This window comes from Anaerotruncus colihominis (genome assembly GCF_010206195.1).
GTDB lineage: Bacteria > Bacillota > Clostridia > Oscillospirales > Ruminococcaceae > Anaerotruncus > Anaerotruncus colihominis_A.
Genome location: NZ_VIQT01000008.1, coordinates 76842 through 91428 on the forward strand (window position 1 = coordinate 76842; position 14587 = coordinate 91428).

17 protein-coding genes are annotated in these 14587 nt (G+C 56.0%); 9 read left to right on the forward strand and 8 right to left on the reverse strand.

What is annotated here, in order from left to right; genetic code table 11:
- Positions 1-13 precede the first annotated feature (13 nt).
- Together FMM72_RS03875 and FMM72_RS03880 are read right to left on the reverse strand one after the other, a co-directional pair.
- Entirely contained in the window at positions 14-850 is an 837-nt protein-coding gene (locus FMM72_RS03875) for a tetratricopeptide repeat protein (protein ID WP_160209458.1), read from the reverse strand.
- A gap of 132 nt (positions 851-982) precedes the next feature.
- Positions 983-2578 carry an ABC transporter substrate-binding protein gene (locus FMM72_RS03880; protein WP_160209457.1) on the reverse strand — a complete coding sequence of 532 codons (1596 nt, stop codon included), beginning with the start codon at positions 2576-2578 and terminating at the stop codon, positions 983-985.
- A gap of 236 nt (positions 2579-2814) precedes the next feature.
- Here FMM72_RS03880 and FMM72_RS03885 point away from each other — a divergent pair, with 236 nt between their 5' ends.
- From FMM72_RS03885 to FMM72_RS03915, 9 genes are all read left to right on the forward strand, one after another.
- Positions 2815-3693, forward strand: a complete 879-nt coding sequence (locus FMM72_RS03885; protein ID WP_162220652.1) for a LysR family transcriptional regulator — start codon at positions 2815-2817, stop codon at positions 3691-3693.
- A gap of 16 nt (positions 3694-3709) precedes the next feature.
- Entirely contained in the window at positions 3710-4708 is a 999-nt protein-coding gene (locus FMM72_RS03890; protein ID WP_180322873.1) for a helix-turn-helix transcriptional regulator, read from the forward strand.
- A gap of 211 nt (positions 4709-4919) precedes the next feature.
- On the forward strand, positions 4920-5048 hold the full coding sequence (locus FMM72_RS17355) for a hypothetical protein (RefSeq protein WP_257431998.1): 129 nt from the start codon (positions 4920-4922) through the stop codon (positions 5046-5048).
- Positions 5049-5090: 42 nt separating this feature from the next.
- Positions 5091-5219, forward strand: a complete 129-nt coding sequence (locus tag FMM72_RS17360) for a hypothetical protein (RefSeq protein ID WP_006875534.1) — start codon at positions 5091-5093, stop codon at positions 5217-5219.
- 187 nt (positions 5220-5406) lie between these two features.
- Positions 5407-5685: a GIY-YIG nuclease family protein gene (locus FMM72_RS03895; protein WP_180322874.1), complete on the forward strand. Its 279-nt coding sequence runs from the start codon at positions 5407-5409 to the stop codon at positions 5683-5685.
- The gene (locus FMM72_RS03900) at positions 5682-6524 is read left to right on the forward strand and encodes an MYG1 family protein (protein WP_160209452.1); all 843 of its coding nucleotides are present in this window, start codon (positions 5682-5684) and stop codon (positions 6522-6524) included. Before FMM72_RS03895 ends, FMM72_RS03900 begins: the two co-directional genes overlap by 4 nt.
- Before the next feature lie 309 nt (positions 6525-6833).
- Positions 6834-7109, forward strand: a complete 276-nt coding sequence (locus FMM72_RS03905) for a helix-hairpin-helix domain-containing protein (protein ID WP_162220654.1) — start codon at positions 6834-6836, stop codon at positions 7107-7109.
- On the forward strand, positions 7106-7813 hold the full coding sequence (locus tag FMM72_RS03910; RefSeq protein WP_162220655.1) for an MBL fold metallo-hydrolase: 708 nt from the start codon (positions 7106-7108) through the stop codon (positions 7811-7813). Before FMM72_RS03905 ends, FMM72_RS03910 begins: the two co-directional genes overlap by 4 nt.
- Positions 7814-7890: 77 nt before the next feature.
- The gene (locus FMM72_RS03915) at positions 7891-8619 is read left to right on the forward strand and encodes an AAA family ATPase (protein ID WP_243157724.1); all 729 of its coding nucleotides are present in this window, start codon (positions 7891-7893) and stop codon (positions 8617-8619) included.
- Between the two features lie 65 nt (positions 8620-8684).
- On the opposite strand, the gene FMM72_RS03920 is transcribed toward FMM72_RS03915, so the two are convergent.
- From FMM72_RS03920 to FMM72_RS03945, 6 genes are all read right to left on the reverse strand, one after another.
- Positions 8685-8942 (reverse strand): hypothetical protein, encoded by a 258-nt coding sequence (locus FMM72_RS03920; RefSeq protein ID WP_160209449.1) that lies wholly within the window; start codon positions 8940-8942, stop codon positions 8685-8687.
- A 324-nt stretch (positions 8943-9266) separates the two neighbouring features.
- A complete protein-coding gene (gene gpmI / locus FMM72_RS03925) occupies positions 9267-10784 on the reverse strand; it encodes a 2,3-bisphosphoglycerate-independent phosphoglycerate mutase (protein WP_162220656.1) in 1518 nt (505 codons plus the stop codon).
- A gap of 35 nt (positions 10785-10819) precedes the next feature.
- Positions 10820-11593 carry a triose-phosphate isomerase gene (gene tpiA, locus FMM72_RS03930; protein ID WP_160209447.1) on the reverse strand — a complete coding sequence of 258 codons (774 nt, stop codon included), beginning with the start codon at positions 11591-11593 and terminating at the stop codon, positions 10820-10822.
- Between the two features lie 102 nt (positions 11594-11695).
- Positions 11696-12886 carry a phosphoglycerate kinase gene (locus FMM72_RS03935; protein WP_160209446.1) on the reverse strand — a complete coding sequence of 397 codons (1191 nt, stop codon included), beginning with the start codon at positions 12884-12886 and terminating at the stop codon, positions 11696-11698.
- A 229-nt stretch (positions 12887-13115) separates the two neighbouring features.
- A complete protein-coding gene (locus FMM72_RS03940; RefSeq protein WP_162220657.1) occupies positions 13116-14039 on the reverse strand; it encodes a DegV family protein in 924 nt (307 codons plus the stop codon).
- Between the two features lie 13 nt (positions 14040-14052).
- On the reverse strand, positions 14053-14568 hold the full coding sequence (locus tag FMM72_RS03945; RefSeq protein WP_162220658.1) for a tRNA (cytidine(34)-2'-O)-methyltransferase: 516 nt from the start codon (positions 14566-14568) through the stop codon (positions 14053-14055).
- Positions 14569-14587 lie beyond the last annotated feature (19 nt).

Genomic DNA, 14587 nt, shown 5'->3' on the forward strand with positions numbered 1-14587 from the left:
CCCTCTTTTCCGGTTAAAGTGACCCGACGATCTCGTAATCGAGTCCGCGCGTTTTCGCGTCGACGAGCGCGGCCAAAAAGCCAAACGCGCTCCAGAAGCTCTTGATGGTCAGGACTTGCTTGAGCACGGCGTTGCTCTTGTCCGTTTCGCCGTTGACATAGTAGTAGTTCGACAGGCCGTAACCCTGTGTGGCGATCTCCAGATCCGGGAACTCGGCGCCCTCGAACTGCATCAGCTCCTCCGGCTTGATCAGCCCCTTGTACATCAGGATGCGGCGTTTGTACGAAAGGTTTTCGCCGGGATCGGTGTTTTCATCGACGCGTTTGAGCAGGGCTTCGGCAAGCTGTTCGTCTCCCAGGCGTTTGGCTGTCATCCAATACCAGTCGGTGACTGCGACGACTTTGTCGGAGGTGTCGCTCTGTTCCAAACAGGTGCGGTACGCCCCGGCCGCGCGCTTGTAGTCGCCGAGCAGATAGTAGGAAAGTCCCAGGTGATACCAGGTATCCCAGTTGGTGTCGTCCAGCCGGGCTGACAGCGCAAAGTCCGCGGCCGCCTCCGCAAAGCAGCGGATGGACAGGTAGCGGTGGCCGCGGTGGCGGTAGGTAAGCGCATGGAACGGGTTGTAGCTAAGCCCCATGGAGTACGATTCTACGGCTTCCTTAAAAAGCATCTGCTTGGAAAGCGCAATGCCGCGGCGCATCCATAATTCGCAGTTGGAGGGGTCGGCTTCCAGCTCGCGGTCGATTGCGCGCACCTCGTCGGAAACGGGCAGCTTGGAGCGATTGAACTGGATCTCCGTTTCTTTGGTTGCGGTTGTATCGGTGACATCGATATGCATATATGTAGACATGGCTTTGACTCCTTCTCTGATATTGAAACGTGTGGGAAGCCCGCGTGAGGCCCTTTCATTTTTTGGAAAGCAAATAATAAAGTATGGGCAGAGGAACCAGCCCCTGCCCATACGAAAAACATTCGCCTCCGGTTATTTGACAGTCGCGTTGTCAAACAGAACGCAGCCGAGCGCGTCGATGCGCAGGCCGTCAATCTTGTCGCTGTTGTAAGCGAACACATTGAGCTGATCGTAAAGCCAGATGCCGGTGGGGTCGTCGAGGTAAAGAATCTGGCCGGCTTTGGCGTAAATCTCCTTGCGCTTTTCAGGATCGGTTTCCGTCATACCCTGCGCGATGTACTCATCAACCTCGGCGTTGGAGTAGAAGCCGTAGTTGCGGTCGTTTTTGCCGTCAGGCGTGGTTGTGTACAGACCGCGGTAGCCGCCGTCGGCATCCGCCATCGACGTACCGGCGCCCATAATAAAGAGCGGCGCGTCAAATTCGTCGGCCGTCATACCGCTGATCATCGGGAGGAATACGCTCCATTCGAGCACTTCGATCGTCGCGTTGACGCCGATTTCCCCAAGCTGCGCGGCGATCATCTCCGCAAGTTCGGAGCCTTTGTCGTACTGTGTGGTGGTAACGATCTTCGTTTCAAAGCCGTTTGGATAACCAGCTTCGGCCAGCAGAGCTTTCGCCTTTTCCAGATCCTGCTTGATCGGGCCGTAATCGTGGCTGCCGAACACGGCGGGCGCCAGCGGGCCGGTCGCCTCCTCGGAGACGTCGGCAAAGAGCGCCTTGCGGATGGCGTCGCGGTCAACCGCATAGGTTAAAGCCTGACGGACCTTGGTGTTGGACATGATCTCGTCGTTGCAGCCGAAGCGGAACAGGCGCTGTCCCACGCCGCCTACTTTGAGCACGGAAACGCCCTCGAGCGTTTCAAGGCGCGCGACCTCCTCGGACGGGACCTTGTGGATCAGATCGACCTCGCCGTTTTCAAGCGCGATAATACGCGAGGACGATTCCGGGATGACCAGATAACGGATGGCGCCGACCTGGGCCTTATTGCCGAAATAATCGGGGTTGGCCTCGATGACAACCTCCTCGTCCTTGGCCCAGCTTGTCACCTTGTAGGGGCCTGTGCCGTTGACCGTTTCGGCCGTTGTTCCAAGGTCACGGCCGTACTGCTCAATGAAATCGGAATCCATAATCGCTGTGTTATAGTTGCACAGCAGACTGAGCATCGGACCGTAAGGCTCCTTGGTCTTGATGACGACGGTGGCGTCGTCAGTGGCGGCGACGCTCTCGATCGGCGAGATCATCGAGGTCGTGATGTAACCGGAATCCGCCGGCAGCGCGCGGTTGAAGGAGGCCTCGACATCCTTGGCGGTGAGCGCCTTGCCATTGTGGAACTTGACATCTGTGCGCAGATGGAATGTCCAGCTCAGGTTGTCCTCGCTGACCTCATAGCTTTCGGCCAGGCTTGGGGCGGGGGTGTTGCTTTCATCAAAGGCATACAGCGTGTTGTATACCATTTTGACGACTTCCTCGCTGTAGCTGTCGTTTTGTGTGTGCGGGTCAAGGGAGGAGACGTCGGCGGGAACGCCAAATAAAATTTCGCCGGATCCGCCGGACGAAGCGCCGCCACCTGCTCCGGACGCCGTGTCCCCGGCTCCGCCTGAACCGCCGCAGGCCGCCAGGGACAAGGCCATCACGGCGGCTGTCATGAATGCAATCAATTTCCTCATGGTGCAAAATCCTTTCTATAAACGTAAGAGGCCCTTCGCCCACATATACGGAATTTAAATGCGTAAAGCGGCCGCGGGCATCTGTGCGCGCGTGTAAGACTCTTTATTACTATAGCATGAAAAAGCGCCGGTGAAAAGAAACTTTTATTCCAATATTGAAACTTTAAGTTGTGAAAGAAGGCGTGGTCTGTTATACTATTATAAATGCATGTGAAAAAACCCGGGAGTCGAACCAGATGAATTTTCAGGATATCGCATATTTTTTGACACTGTGTGGGGAACGGACTTTTTCCGCCGCCGCAGACAAGCTGTTCATCACACAGCAGGGGCTGAGCAAGGCCATCCGCCGTATGGAAAATGAAATCGGCGCGCCGCTGTTTGAACGCGGCCGCAAAACGCTGGCCCTTACACCCAGCGGAGAGGCGTTTGTACGCTATGCGCAGGAGATGCAGGGCATTTACGGCCGTATGCGGGAACATATGGAGCGTCTGCGCGATGAACGGCGCAGCATTCGGCTTGGTATGACGATGGGCGTACCGCTCGCGGTTCAGGCGGCTGAGCTTGAACAGCTCCGGCGCGCTTTACGCCCGTGCGAGCTGGAGCTGACCGAGACGACCGATTTTTCCTGTGAGGAGCAGGTCGCCTCCGGCGCGATCGATTTTGGCGTCACGCTCGAACCTGTCGATCAAAAGCGGTTTGCCTGCGTACCCTTATTGTCCCGTCCGATGTATGCCGTGGCGCCGCAGGGCGACCCGCTCGCGGAGCAACAGCGCGTCGATGTGGCGCTGCTGCGCGGCCGGCGGTTTGTTCTGGCGGACCGGCAGTTTAAATGCTATGGCCAGTTTCATGAATTGTGCTGGCGCTATGGTTTTACGCCTGATGTTGCGGAAACGACGATGGAAACGCTTGTGATCTACCGGCGCTGCCTGGAAAACGGATGGATCGGTGTCAGTGCCGATCTGCCGCGTGTGATGAACGATTGTCCGGGGGTTGTGTTCGTACCGTTTGACACAGCGGAATTTGCCTGGAATATCACGCTGATTTCTGCGGCTGACCATCCGCTGACGCCGTTTGAACAGAGCGTACAGAAGGACATTGCAGCCCTGTTTCACTGACTGGGAGGGAAAACGCGTGGCTAAGAATCCGAATCAAAAGCTCAAACTTTTGTACCTGATGAAAATTTTGCTGGAGCACACCGATGAGGACCACGGCATGACCATGCCGGAGCTGATTGCTTCGCTTGCAGGATATGGCATATCCGCGGAGCGAAAAAGCCTGTATGACGATATCGAGGCGCTGCGGCTCTATGGACTGGATGTCGAGCGCATGGGCCGGCGTTATTTTGTCGCCGACAGGACCTTTGAACTGCCGGAACTGAAGCTGCTTGTCGACGCCGTGCAGTCGTCGCGCTTTATCACACACAAAAAATCAGCCGAGCTGATCAAAAAGGTGGAAAGCCTTGCAAGCCAGCGCCAGGCGCGGCTTCTACAGCGTCAGGTCTATGTTTCCAACCGTGTCAAGGCGATGAACGAGAGCATTTATTACAACATCGACAAGCTGCATACCGCGATCTCGCAGGCTGTGCGCATCACATTCCGGTACTTTGAATGGACGGTCGATTTCAGCGCCGGCGCGCCGTTTCAGAAGCGGTACCGCCATGATGGCGCGCAATATCTCGCCAGCCCCTGGGCGCTGACCTGGGACGATGAAAACTATTACCTCGTCGCGTATGATTCTCAAGCGGGCATGATCAAACATTACCGGGTCGACAAGATGGACGGCATTGCGCTGACCGATCTGTCGCGCGACGGACAGGCGCAGTTTGAGCGGTTTGACATGGCCGTATACGCGCGAAAAATGTTCGGTATGTTCGGCGGCGAGGAGGAGACGGTTAAAATCCGGTTCGCTAACCGGCTGGCCGGTGTTGTCGCCGACCGGTTCGGCCGCGACGCTTTTATTTCCCGTGCGGATAGCGAAGCGTTTTATGCGACTGTGTCCGTGGCGGTCAGCCCGCAGTTTCTCTCCTGGGTGTTTGGCTTTGGCGGCGAGGCCAAAATCGTTTCTCCGCCGCATGTCGCACGCCAGCTTTGCGACCTTGCCCGCACTGTTCTCGATACATACCGGTTTTGACGCGGCCTTCCCAATTTAAAAAAAAGCCCTGGTAAAAAACTGCCCGCCTTTTCAAAAGCCGGCGGGTGAGAATATGTCTCGCCATCGGATTGGTAGAAAACGTGCGGGGACCTGTTCAGGTCCCCGCACGTTTTTTTAGTGATTATGATTAAACTGTACGGATTATAGGACATGAGACTCTGTAAAATAGGAAGCGAAAGGAGTGGTCGCAATGCTTGGAGCTGCACTGTGGTTCGCGGCGTCATTCGGATTTTATCGCTTTATGATGGGGCAATGTGAAAAGGCAGCGCGTGCGGGTTATCGCGCACAGCGCCACTGCGATACAGGCGTCCGCCGCTGATGGATGCCGGAAAGGTTTGACTGTTTGAAAGGAGTGCCGGTCATGATGGAATATACGATTGAATGGGTGCGCGGGCATGTGGAAGTGTTCGACCGGACAGGAGCATTTCTGTTCTCGGCCGACACCGAACAGGAGGCCCTGGCTGATCTGCGTGAGCTTGAAGCCGCGTGAAGGTAATGGTATGGGTAAGGTTTCCCGCTTGCGGCGGTGCGCTGCACATGGTATAATAACCGCGGAGCGGTTATTATACCAGATTAAGGCCAGGGCGATACGCGGGCGCAGCCCGCTGCCGCCCCGATGGCCGATTATACCATGCCGCTTCGCGGATTATGTTGCCGTCAGGGCCGGTGAAATGAATATGGCGTATAGTTGCTATGTATATATTCTGCGCTGTGTGGATGGAACGTTTTATACTGGCTGGACCACGGATCTTGAACATCGCCTCGCGGCACATAATGCAGGGCGCGGCGCTAAATATACCCGTGCGCGTCTGCCGGTCGTACTTGTTTACTGCGAGGCGTTTGATGGAAAAAGCGCGGCCATGCGGCGCGAATGTGCAATTAAGCGGATGACACGCGCGCAAAAATGCGCGCTCATCGCATGTGGGAATGAAGGACAGGAAGGTAACAGAACATGATGATGGTTCCCGATTCCGCCGTGACGCACGGCGGGCGTTTTCATGCTGACGATGTATTTTCTTCGGCGCTGCTCAGATTGCTTAACCCTAAAATCGAGATCCGGCGTGTTATGCGCTTGCCGGAGAAGTTTCACGGCTTTGCTTTTGATATCGGCGGCGGCGATTTCGACCACCACCAAAAGGGCGCGCCTGTACGTGAAAATGGTGTGCCGTATGCCGCCTTTGGGCTTTTATGGCGTGCGTTCGGCGGCTGGCTTATTACAGATTCCGAGGAGTGCGCGCGTTTTGATCAGCATTTTATCCAGCCGCTCGATCTCGACGACAATACCGGCTGCGGGAGTGAGACAGCCGCTTTGATCGCGCTGTTTAATCCGGGATGGGACAGCAGGGAGCCGGCTGACAAATGCTTTTGGGACGCTGTTTCGTTCGCACAGGTGATTTTGGAAAAACGTTTGGAAAGCGTGCGGAGCATGTGCCGTGCGCGCGGCTATGTGGAGGAAGCCTTGCGCAGTATGGAGCATGGGGTTGTCACGTTGGAGCAGTTCGCGCCATGGAAAGCGGTACTGCCCGCCTCTGACGCACAGTTTGTCGTATATCCCTCACAGCGCGGCGGATACAGCGCACAAGGCGTACCAGCTGACGATGAGACGCATGCGCTCAAGGTTCCGTTTCCTGCTGAGTGGGCTGGCCGCGGCGAGGAGGAACTGCCAGGGCTGTCCGGTATTGCGACGTTGCGTTTTTGCCACAACAACCGTTTTTTGATTGCGGCCGGTACACACGCCGATGCGGTGGCTGCATGTCATGCGGCGCAAAAGATTTGTGGGCAGACGCCTGGTTAACATATATTTCAAAGGGCGCATCCCCGGTTTTTGATTTTTTCTGGCGGACTGCGCTCCTGTGAGCGCTAAGAACCTGTATTCACAGCCGGAGGATGCTGGGCGAGCGAGGGGCTTTGTACCTGATCAAGGCGAATTTTTGCAGGCGTGCTGTCGCCCGGCAAGAAAATTTAACATGGAGCGTGGGCAAAAGGCCCGCCTGGACAGCGCTTGGCGACTGTGAATACAGGTTCTTAGCTCCAGGATAAGGGCGCCGCCTTTTGATCGCTGCGGCATGTGTGTGATTTATACGGAACGAACAGGGGTGTGTTTGTGAAGTCGGAGCTTGAGAAAATTCCGGGGGTAGGTCCGAATATGGCGGAGCATCTGCGCGCGCTCGGCTTTGATACGGTAAAGTCGCTTCGAGGACAGGATCCGCAGGCGCTTTATGAACGCGACTGCGTCCGCTGTTGCGGCGTACTGGACAGGTGTGTACTGTATGTTTACCGTTGTGCCGTTTACTTCGCTCAAACGCCTGCGCCGGAGCCTGAAAAATGTAAATGGTGGAATTGGAAGGACATACCAGATCAAAAGGAGGACATGCGGTGAGAGCGGTTTATCTGGCGCACAGCGGTTTTTTTGTGGATACAGGCGGACCTGTGCTCATCTTCGATTATTATAAAGATACGCCGCGCGGCGGGGCTTTGGCGGACGGTGTAGTCAATGCGTCCGCGCTTGAGGGACGCGACGTCTATGTCTTTGTCTCGCATATCCATCACGATCACTTTAATCCGGTTGTTTTCCAGTGGGAGACATGGGCCGGCCGGATACATTATATTTTATCGCACGATGTACCGATGCGCGCGGGCGCGCTGCGTATACGGCCGGGTGAAACCAGGATGGTTGGCGATGCGCAGATCCGTGCGCTTTGCTCCAACGATGAGGGTGTTGCGTTTCTTGTTAAATGCGGCGGCATCTGTGTGTTTCATGCAGGCGATCTCAATTGGTGGCACTGGAACGGCGAAGGCAAAGCGTATAATGACGACATGGGCCGGCGCTATCGGGAACAGATCGATCTTTTGCAGGGGGAACAAATCGACATGGCGTTTATACCGGTCGATCCGCGCCTGGAGGACAAATATATCCTTGGAATCGATTATTTTATGCGCCGGGTGGGTGCGCGCCATGTGATACCAATGCATCTGTGGGACGATTATGCGCTGTGCCGGAATTTGGTAAACGACCCGGCTGCTGCGTCATATCGTGATCGGATTGTTCCATACACACACCGGGGCCAGACGCTTGAGCTGTGAATGACCGCAGCGTTCCGGCGGGATTTAAAACGGCCGGCTGCGGGCGGGCTGCCGGCGCAACTGCACCGGCACAGGAATTGTTCATCCGGGCGGTTTCGGTCAAACCCGGCGCGGACGGCGGCTATGCGATGGAGCTGCCGGCGGTTCGGCGGCTTGGGAACCTGGTATTGACGGCGCCGGTAACTTTTTTTGTCGGGGAAAACGGTTCGGGGAAATCGACGTTGCTGGAAGCGATCGCTATTTCCTGCGGCTTTAATCCGGAGGGCGGCACGCGCAATTTCTGCTTTAAGACAAACGATTCCCATGCGCCGCTGTGGCGCGCCCTGCACGTTGTAAAAGGCGCGCGCCGCCCGCGAGACGGTTTTTTTCTGCGCGCGGAAAGCTTTTACAATGTCGCCACAAATATCGATGCGCTTGACCGTGAAACGCCGCTTGGCCCGCGTCTGATTGACAGTTACGGCGGACGCTCCATGCATGCGCAGTCGCACGGCGAGAGCTTTCTTTCACTCGTTGTAAATCGTTTTGGCGGACAGGGGCTTTATCTGCTTGACGAGCCGGAGGCCGCTTTGTCCGTTACAGGGCAGCTTGCCCTGCTTGCGCGGATACGCGCGCTGGTGCGCGCTGGTTCGCAGTTTATCATCGCATCGCATTCGCCGATTCTCACGGCCTATCCGGGCGCGGTGATTTACCGGTTTTCACAGACGGGCGTGGAGCATGTCTCTTACCGTGAAACAGACGCTTATGTGTTGACCAGGCAGTTTTTAAATAATCCGGACAGGATGTTTCGGGAGCTATTTGAGGAATAGAAAATGAATAAAAGCGAACCCGCGCGAAAGCGCGGGTCCGCTTTTATTCATTTCATGAACGCAGATTATTCCTCATCGGGAATATCATCGTCAGCCAAAACGTTCGCCGTATCGGCAGCGGCGTGGCCGCCGCTGTGCGGCTGCTCGTCGTCGACCTGTGTGGCATAATAATCCATATCATACAGATCGTTGTCGCTAAATTCATCGTCCAGATCATCACAAAGCGCGCAGCTACGGCGCTTGAAATAAGCGGCAAATGCAACGATCGCTCCGGCGATCGCAATCAGAAGCGCAACAGTTGCAATAAATGTACCTTTTCTCATGGCGGGTCCTCCTCTATTGAACAAATTCTTGAGGCTGCGGTTAGTTGTCCCTATTATAATCCTTTTTGGGGATGTTGACAAGTCATTATCCTTATTTTGTACCGTTGCGGTTAAAAAAATACGCACTTGTCTTTTTTAAAAAGCCAGGCGCGCGGCGTATGGATGGAGCTGGTACGTCGAAGTGAAGGTCCCTGAAATGACCGCGTCCCGCAAATTGTATTGTTCTGCACCAAAACTGCCTATATCCATGATGGTAAAAACGCGTCTGCCCACAAAAACGGGCAGACACGTAAATTGTAAAAAATTGGTTTAAAATGTTGTTTGTCAGAGGACAATGCTTTCGCCGGTCATTTCGGCGGGCTGGGGCAGACCGAGCAGCTTGAGCATGGTGGGTGCGAGATCGGCCAGGCGGCCGCCTTCACGCAGCTTTATGCCGCCGCAGCCAAAGAAGAACAACGGGACTGGGTTGGTGGTATGCGCAGTAAACGGCGAACCGTCGTCCTCAAACATCTGGTCGGCGTTGCCGTGATCCGCAGTGATGAGCGCCTGTCCGCCCGCCTTTTCAATAGCGGCCAATGTACGGCCCAGGCAGGTATCGACCGCTTCCACCGCTTTGCGGGCCGCCTCAAACACGCCGGTATGGCCGACCATGTCACAGTTGGCATAGTTTAGGATGATCACATCGTATTTGCCGCTTTCAATACGCCTGACCACCTCATCGGTGACGCTGAAAGCGCTCATTTCCGGCTGCATATCATAGGTCGCAACCTGCGGAGATGGGATCAGCGCACGGTCCTCACCCGGATAAGGCTCCTCGACGCCGCCGTTGAAAAAGAAGGTTACGTGCGCATATTTCTCCGTCTCTGCGATGCGAAGCTGCGTCATGCCCTTGTCGGAGATATATTTGCCAAAGGTATTCGCCAGGCTTTCAGGCTTGAAAGCCACCTCAACGTTCGGCATTGTCGCGTCGTACTGCGTCATGCAGACGAAAAATACATGTTTCTGACCGCCCTTGCGCTCAAAGCCGTTAAAGTTGGGATCGACAAAGGTGCGTGTCAGCTCGCGCGCACGGTCCGGACGGAAATTATAAAAAATAATGGAATCATGATCCTTGACGCCGGCGCCCTTTTGGCAGACAGTTGGCTCGATGAATTCGTCTGTGACCTCCGCCCCATACGATTTTTCCGCCGTATCAACGACAGAGGGATTGAAATTACCTTCGCCGTTGACAATCGCGTTATAAGCGCGTTCCACACGCGTCCAGCGATTGTCGCGGTCCATTGCATAGTAGCGGCCCATCACGGTGGCCACACGGCCGACGCCGATATGGTTCATCTCCGCTTCGAGCGCCTCGAGATAATCGCGGCCGGAGGTCGGCGGCACGTCGCGCCCGTCCATGAAGCAGTGTACCCATACGTCGTGTAGGCCGGCATCCTTTGCCAGACGCAGCAGCCCGTAAAGATGCGTGATGTGGCTGTGGACGCCACCGTCGGAACAAAGGCCCATCAAATGCAGCGCAGAGTTGTGTTTTTTACAGTTCTCGATGGCTGCGGTCAGGGCGGAATTTTTGAAGAAATCGCCGTCCTCAATTGATTTTGAGATGCGCGTCAGCTCCTGGTAGACGATTCGGCCCGCGCCGATATTCGTGTGACCCACCTCGGAGTTGCCCATCTGGCCGTCGGGGAGGCCGACGTCCATGCCGGACGCGCCGATCAAGGTGTGCGGGCAGCTGGCATATAGACTGTCAATTGTGGGCTTTTTCGCCGCAGCGATCGCGTTGCCGTAGTCGAGCGGGTTATGTCCAAATCCGTCAAGGATAATGAGCGCCAAGGGCTTTTTCATGCGGGTACCTCCTATAATCATTCAACGCGCCGGCGTCAGTTGGAAGCGGCGTTGACAATCGCGGTGAAGTCGGCCGCCTTGAGGGACGCGCCACCGATCAGGCCGCCGTCAACATCCGGCTGCTTAAGCAGCTCCGCCGCATTTTTGGCATTCATGGAGCCGCCGTACTGGATGGTCAGGCCGTCGGCCGCCGCGCGGTCATAAAGCCCGGCGACTACCTCGCGGATATAATGGCAGACCTCGTTTGCCTGTTCAGCCGTCGCCGTCTTGCCGGTACCGATGGCCCAGACAGGCTCATAGGCGATGATCATGCGGCCAAGCTCCTCCTTGGTGACGCCGGCCAGCGCCGCTTTTGTCTGGAGTCCGACAATTTCGTCAGTGACGCCAAGCTCACGCTGTGCGAGCAGCTCGCCGACGCACAAAATCGGGCGAAGGCCCGCGTCGAGCGCGGCCCGCACGCGCTTATTGACCGTAGCGTTCGTCTCGCCGAAATACTGGCGGCGTTCGCTGTGGCCGATGACAACATATTCGACACCCATCTCAACAAGCATATCAGCTGAGATCTCGCCGGTATAGGCGCCTGATTTTTCCCAATGGCAGTTCTGCGCGCCGACCTTGATGTTTTTTGCCTCCAGGCTCGTATAGGTGAGCGCCGTCTCCAGATCGGTGAACGGCACGCAGACGACTACGCCGCACGACGCATCTTTGACCATCGGGCCGAGCTCGCGGATCAGCTCCAGGGTTTCTTTGCGGTTTTTGTTCATTTTCCAGTTGCCGGCGATGACCGCCTGACGAAGGGCTTTATTCATTTTATTGACCTCCAAATATTCTGTTCTGGCACATGAAAAAGCGTTGCTTTTAAGAGCTTGAAAAAAGATCAAGGGCGGGCAGAGGCCCGCCCTTTGCGCGCTTTATTTATCGTTGAGGGCGGCGATGCCAGGCAGTTCAAGGCCCTCGAGGAATTCAAGCGACGCGCCGCCGCCCGTGGAGATGTGGGTCATCTTGTCGCCGAAACCGAGCTTGGCGACAGCAGCGGCCGAATCGCCGCCGCCGATGATGGAAACAGCGCCGCTATCCGCGACCGCCTTGGCAACTGCGAGCGTACCGCCGGCGAATTTATCAAACTCAAAAACGCCCATCGGTCCATTCCAGACGACGGTTCCGGCGCCCTTGATCGCCTCGCAGAACAACTTTTCTGTCTCAGGACCGATGTCCATGCCCATCCAGCCATCAAGGATGCTGTCGCTGTCAACAATCTTGACATCACAGTTGGCGTCGAACCTGTCACCGACACGGTTGTCCACAGGCAGAAGCAGTTTGACGCCCTTGGCTTTCGCTTTTTCAAGCATCTCACCGGCCAGTTCAACCTTATCGTCCTCGCACAGCGAATCGCCGATCGAATGGCCCTGCGCCTTGGCAAAGGTATAAGCCATACCGCCGCCGACAATCAGCGTATCGACCTTATCGAGCAGGTTGTTGATGACGCCGATCTTGTCGGAAACCTTCGCGCCGCCCAGAATGGCTACAAACGGACGCTTCGGGTCCGATAGCGCCTTGCCCATGACGGTAATCTCCTTTTGGATCAAAAAGCCGCAGACCGCCGGCAGGTAATCGGCGACGCCGGCTGTCGAAGCGTGCGCACGGTGGGCGGAACCAAACGCGTCGTTGACGTAGACCTCAGCCAGACAAGCGAACGCCTTGGCCAGGTCGGCGTTGTTCTTTGTTTCGCCAGCTTCAAAGCGGACATTTTCAAGCATCAGCAGTTCGCCGGGTTTGAGCGCGGCGGCCTTTGCCTTGGCGTCCTCGCCGACGACATCCTTGGCCATGATAACCGATTTGCCGAGCAGCTCGCCGAGACGGACTGCGACCGGCGCAAGCGAAAACTCAGGCTTGAATTCGCCCTTCGGGCGGCCCAAATGCGAACAGAGGATCACGGCCGCGCCGTGCTCCAGAAGATATTTGATGGTCGGCAGAGCCGCGACAATGCGCTTGTCGGAGGTGATGGCGCCGTCCTTGAGCGGGACGTTGAAATCGCAGCGGACGAGCACTTTTTTGCCGGAGACATCGATATCTTCGACTGATTTTTTGTTGTAAGAGTTCATTGTTTTTTCCACCCTTCATTTTATGAAAATCAGATGAATCCGTACCAGTTTGATTGTGGATTTATACCATGAAACATTCTAAATCATGGGAACTGTTTTTGCAAGCGTTTTGCGCAATTTTCCCCGGTTTCGACAGGCTTTTGGCACAGCGCGGGCCTTTCTTTGGGGATTATTGCATGTGGGCGGCTCCCGTACCGCGTTTCGGTCCCCTTGGCAGGAGGGAGACAGGCTAAAAATCCTGCTCGCGCGCGCGGGTATTGATGCGCTTTTCACCCCGCACCAGCATGGCGACCACCTTCGGTCCGGAATTGATGGCGATCGATGCGCCGGCCTGATACCGGGCGCGCGGCGTATGTCCGAATTTTTTGGCCGCCGCCTTATGCAGATCGTCGCCATATTGCCCCACTGATCCGCAGATCACGACGGTCGGCGATTTTTTGTCAGCCGCGCGCGTATAAGCGTAATCGACGATGTGCGTCACGACATTTTTATCGCCGCGCACCTTTTCCACAACCTTGGTTACGCCGTCGATGATCGAGATGATCGGCCGCAGGCCAAGCACGTCGCCGATGAACGCGGCGGCGACCGGGATACGCCCGGACCGCTTTGCATATTCGAGCGAATAGGAGGCGAATACAATTTCTGCCGTCGCATAAAAGTCGTCAAGATAGGCGATGACCTCGTCAGCTGACGCGCCGTTTTTCACCATCTTTGACGCTTCAACAATCGGATAGCCATAGCCGGCCGTATAGGTGCCTGAATCAAGTATGGTGATATTGATGCGGCCTGCCGCTTCCGGATGCTCCTCAAAAAACTGGCGCTTGCCCAGCACGGCCGCCTCGAACATATGCGAGCCGACCGAGGTGATCGTTGTGTTGATGATATCCGTATAGCCCGATTCAAACGCATCGAGATAGGCCCGCGCGTAGGTGAGCGAGGAAATGTGGCTTGTGACAGGCAGCTCCTTGGCGCCTGCCATGCGCTCATAAAATTCCGTTGTTGTAAAATCAACGCGTTCCAGATAGCCAGTACTGTCGATGGTAATTGGAATCGGCAACATGACAATGCCGCCGTCAAGCAGGTCGCTGTCGGCGATATCGCTGGCCGAATCCGTCATCAGCAATATGTTCTGGTCGTTTTTTTTCTTTGCCATATGCATCCTCCTGTTATTTGGACGGCCCGGCTGCCTCCCAGTCAAAGCGCGTGAGTCTGCCGCTGTTTAAAAGCTTTGGAAAATCCCATTGTCGCAACACCTCGTAAACCGCTACGGCGACGGTATTCGACAGGTTTAAGCTGCGCGCCCCGGCAATCATTGGCAGGCGCACACAGCAATCGGGATTCTGGAACAAAAGCTCCTCAGGTAGCCCCGCGTCCTCGCGGCCAAATACAATGTACGCGCCGTCCGGATATTGCGGCTCGGTATAGGTCCGCCGAGCCTTTGTGGTGAAAAAATAAAACGGCCCCCTGTTCTGTGCAAAGAACGATGCACTGTCGGGATAGGTGGTGATATCGAGCAGATGCCAGTAATCCAGGCCCGCGCGCTTGAGTTTGGCATCCGTGATTTCAAAGCCCATCGGTCCGACCAGATGCAGGCGTGCGCCCGTAGCGGCGCAGGTGCGCGCGATGTTGCCGGTATTTTGGGGGATCTGCGGCTCGATCAGTACGATGTTGAGTGTCGCCATAGCCGTTCCTTTCTATAAA

What these genes read in the sequence shown, in the direction of transcription:
- FMM72_RS03875 (WP_160209458.1), bottom strand. Translation starts at nt 850, where the DNA reads ATGTCTACATATATGCATATCGATGTCACCGATACAACCGCAACCAAA.
- FMM72_RS03880 (WP_160209457.1), bottom strand. Translation starts at nt 2,578, where the DNA reads ATGAGGAAATTGATTGCATTCATGACAGCCGCCGTGATGGCCTTGTCC.
- FMM72_RS03885 (WP_162220652.1), top strand. Translation starts at nt 2,815, where the DNA reads ATGAATTTTCAGGATATCGCATATTTTTTGACACTGTGTGGGGAACGG.
- FMM72_RS17355 (WP_257431998.1), top strand. Translation starts at nt 4,920, where the DNA reads ATGCTTGGAGCTGCACTGTGGTTCGCGGCGTCATTCGGATTTTATCGC.
- FMM72_RS17360 (WP_006875534.1), top strand. Translation starts at nt 5,091, where the DNA reads ATGATGGAATATACGATTGAATGGGTGCGCGGGCATGTGGAAGTGTTC.
- FMM72_RS03895 (WP_180322874.1), top strand. Translation starts at nt 5,407, where the DNA reads ATGGCGTATAGTTGCTATGTATATATTCTGCGCTGTGTGGATGGAACG.
- FMM72_RS03900 (WP_160209452.1), top strand. Translation starts at nt 5,682, where the DNA reads ATGATGATGGTTCCCGATTCCGCCGTGACGCACGGCGGGCGTTTTCAT.
- FMM72_RS03920 (WP_160209449.1), bottom strand. Translation starts at nt 8,942, where the DNA reads ATGAGAAAAGGTACATTTATTGCAACTGTTGCGCTTCTGATTGCGATC.
- gpmI (WP_162220656.1), bottom strand. Translation starts at nt 10,784, where the DNA reads ATGAAAAAGCCCTTGGCGCTCATTATCCTTGACGGATTTGGACATAAC.
- tpiA (WP_160209447.1), bottom strand. Translation starts at nt 11,593, where the DNA reads ATGAATAAAGCCCTTCGTCAGGCGGTCATCGCCGGCAACTGGAAAATG.
- FMM72_RS03935 (WP_160209446.1), bottom strand. Translation starts at nt 12,886, where the DNA reads ATGAACTCTTACAACAAAAAATCAGTCGAAGATATCGATGTCTCCGGC.
- FMM72_RS03940 (WP_162220657.1), bottom strand. Translation starts at nt 14,039, where the DNA reads ATGGCAAAGAAAAAAAACGACCAGAACATATTGCTGATGACGGATTCG.
- FMM72_RS03945 (WP_162220658.1), bottom strand. Translation starts at nt 14,568, where the DNA reads ATGGCGACACTCAACATCGTACTGATCGAGCCGCAGATCCCCCAAAAT.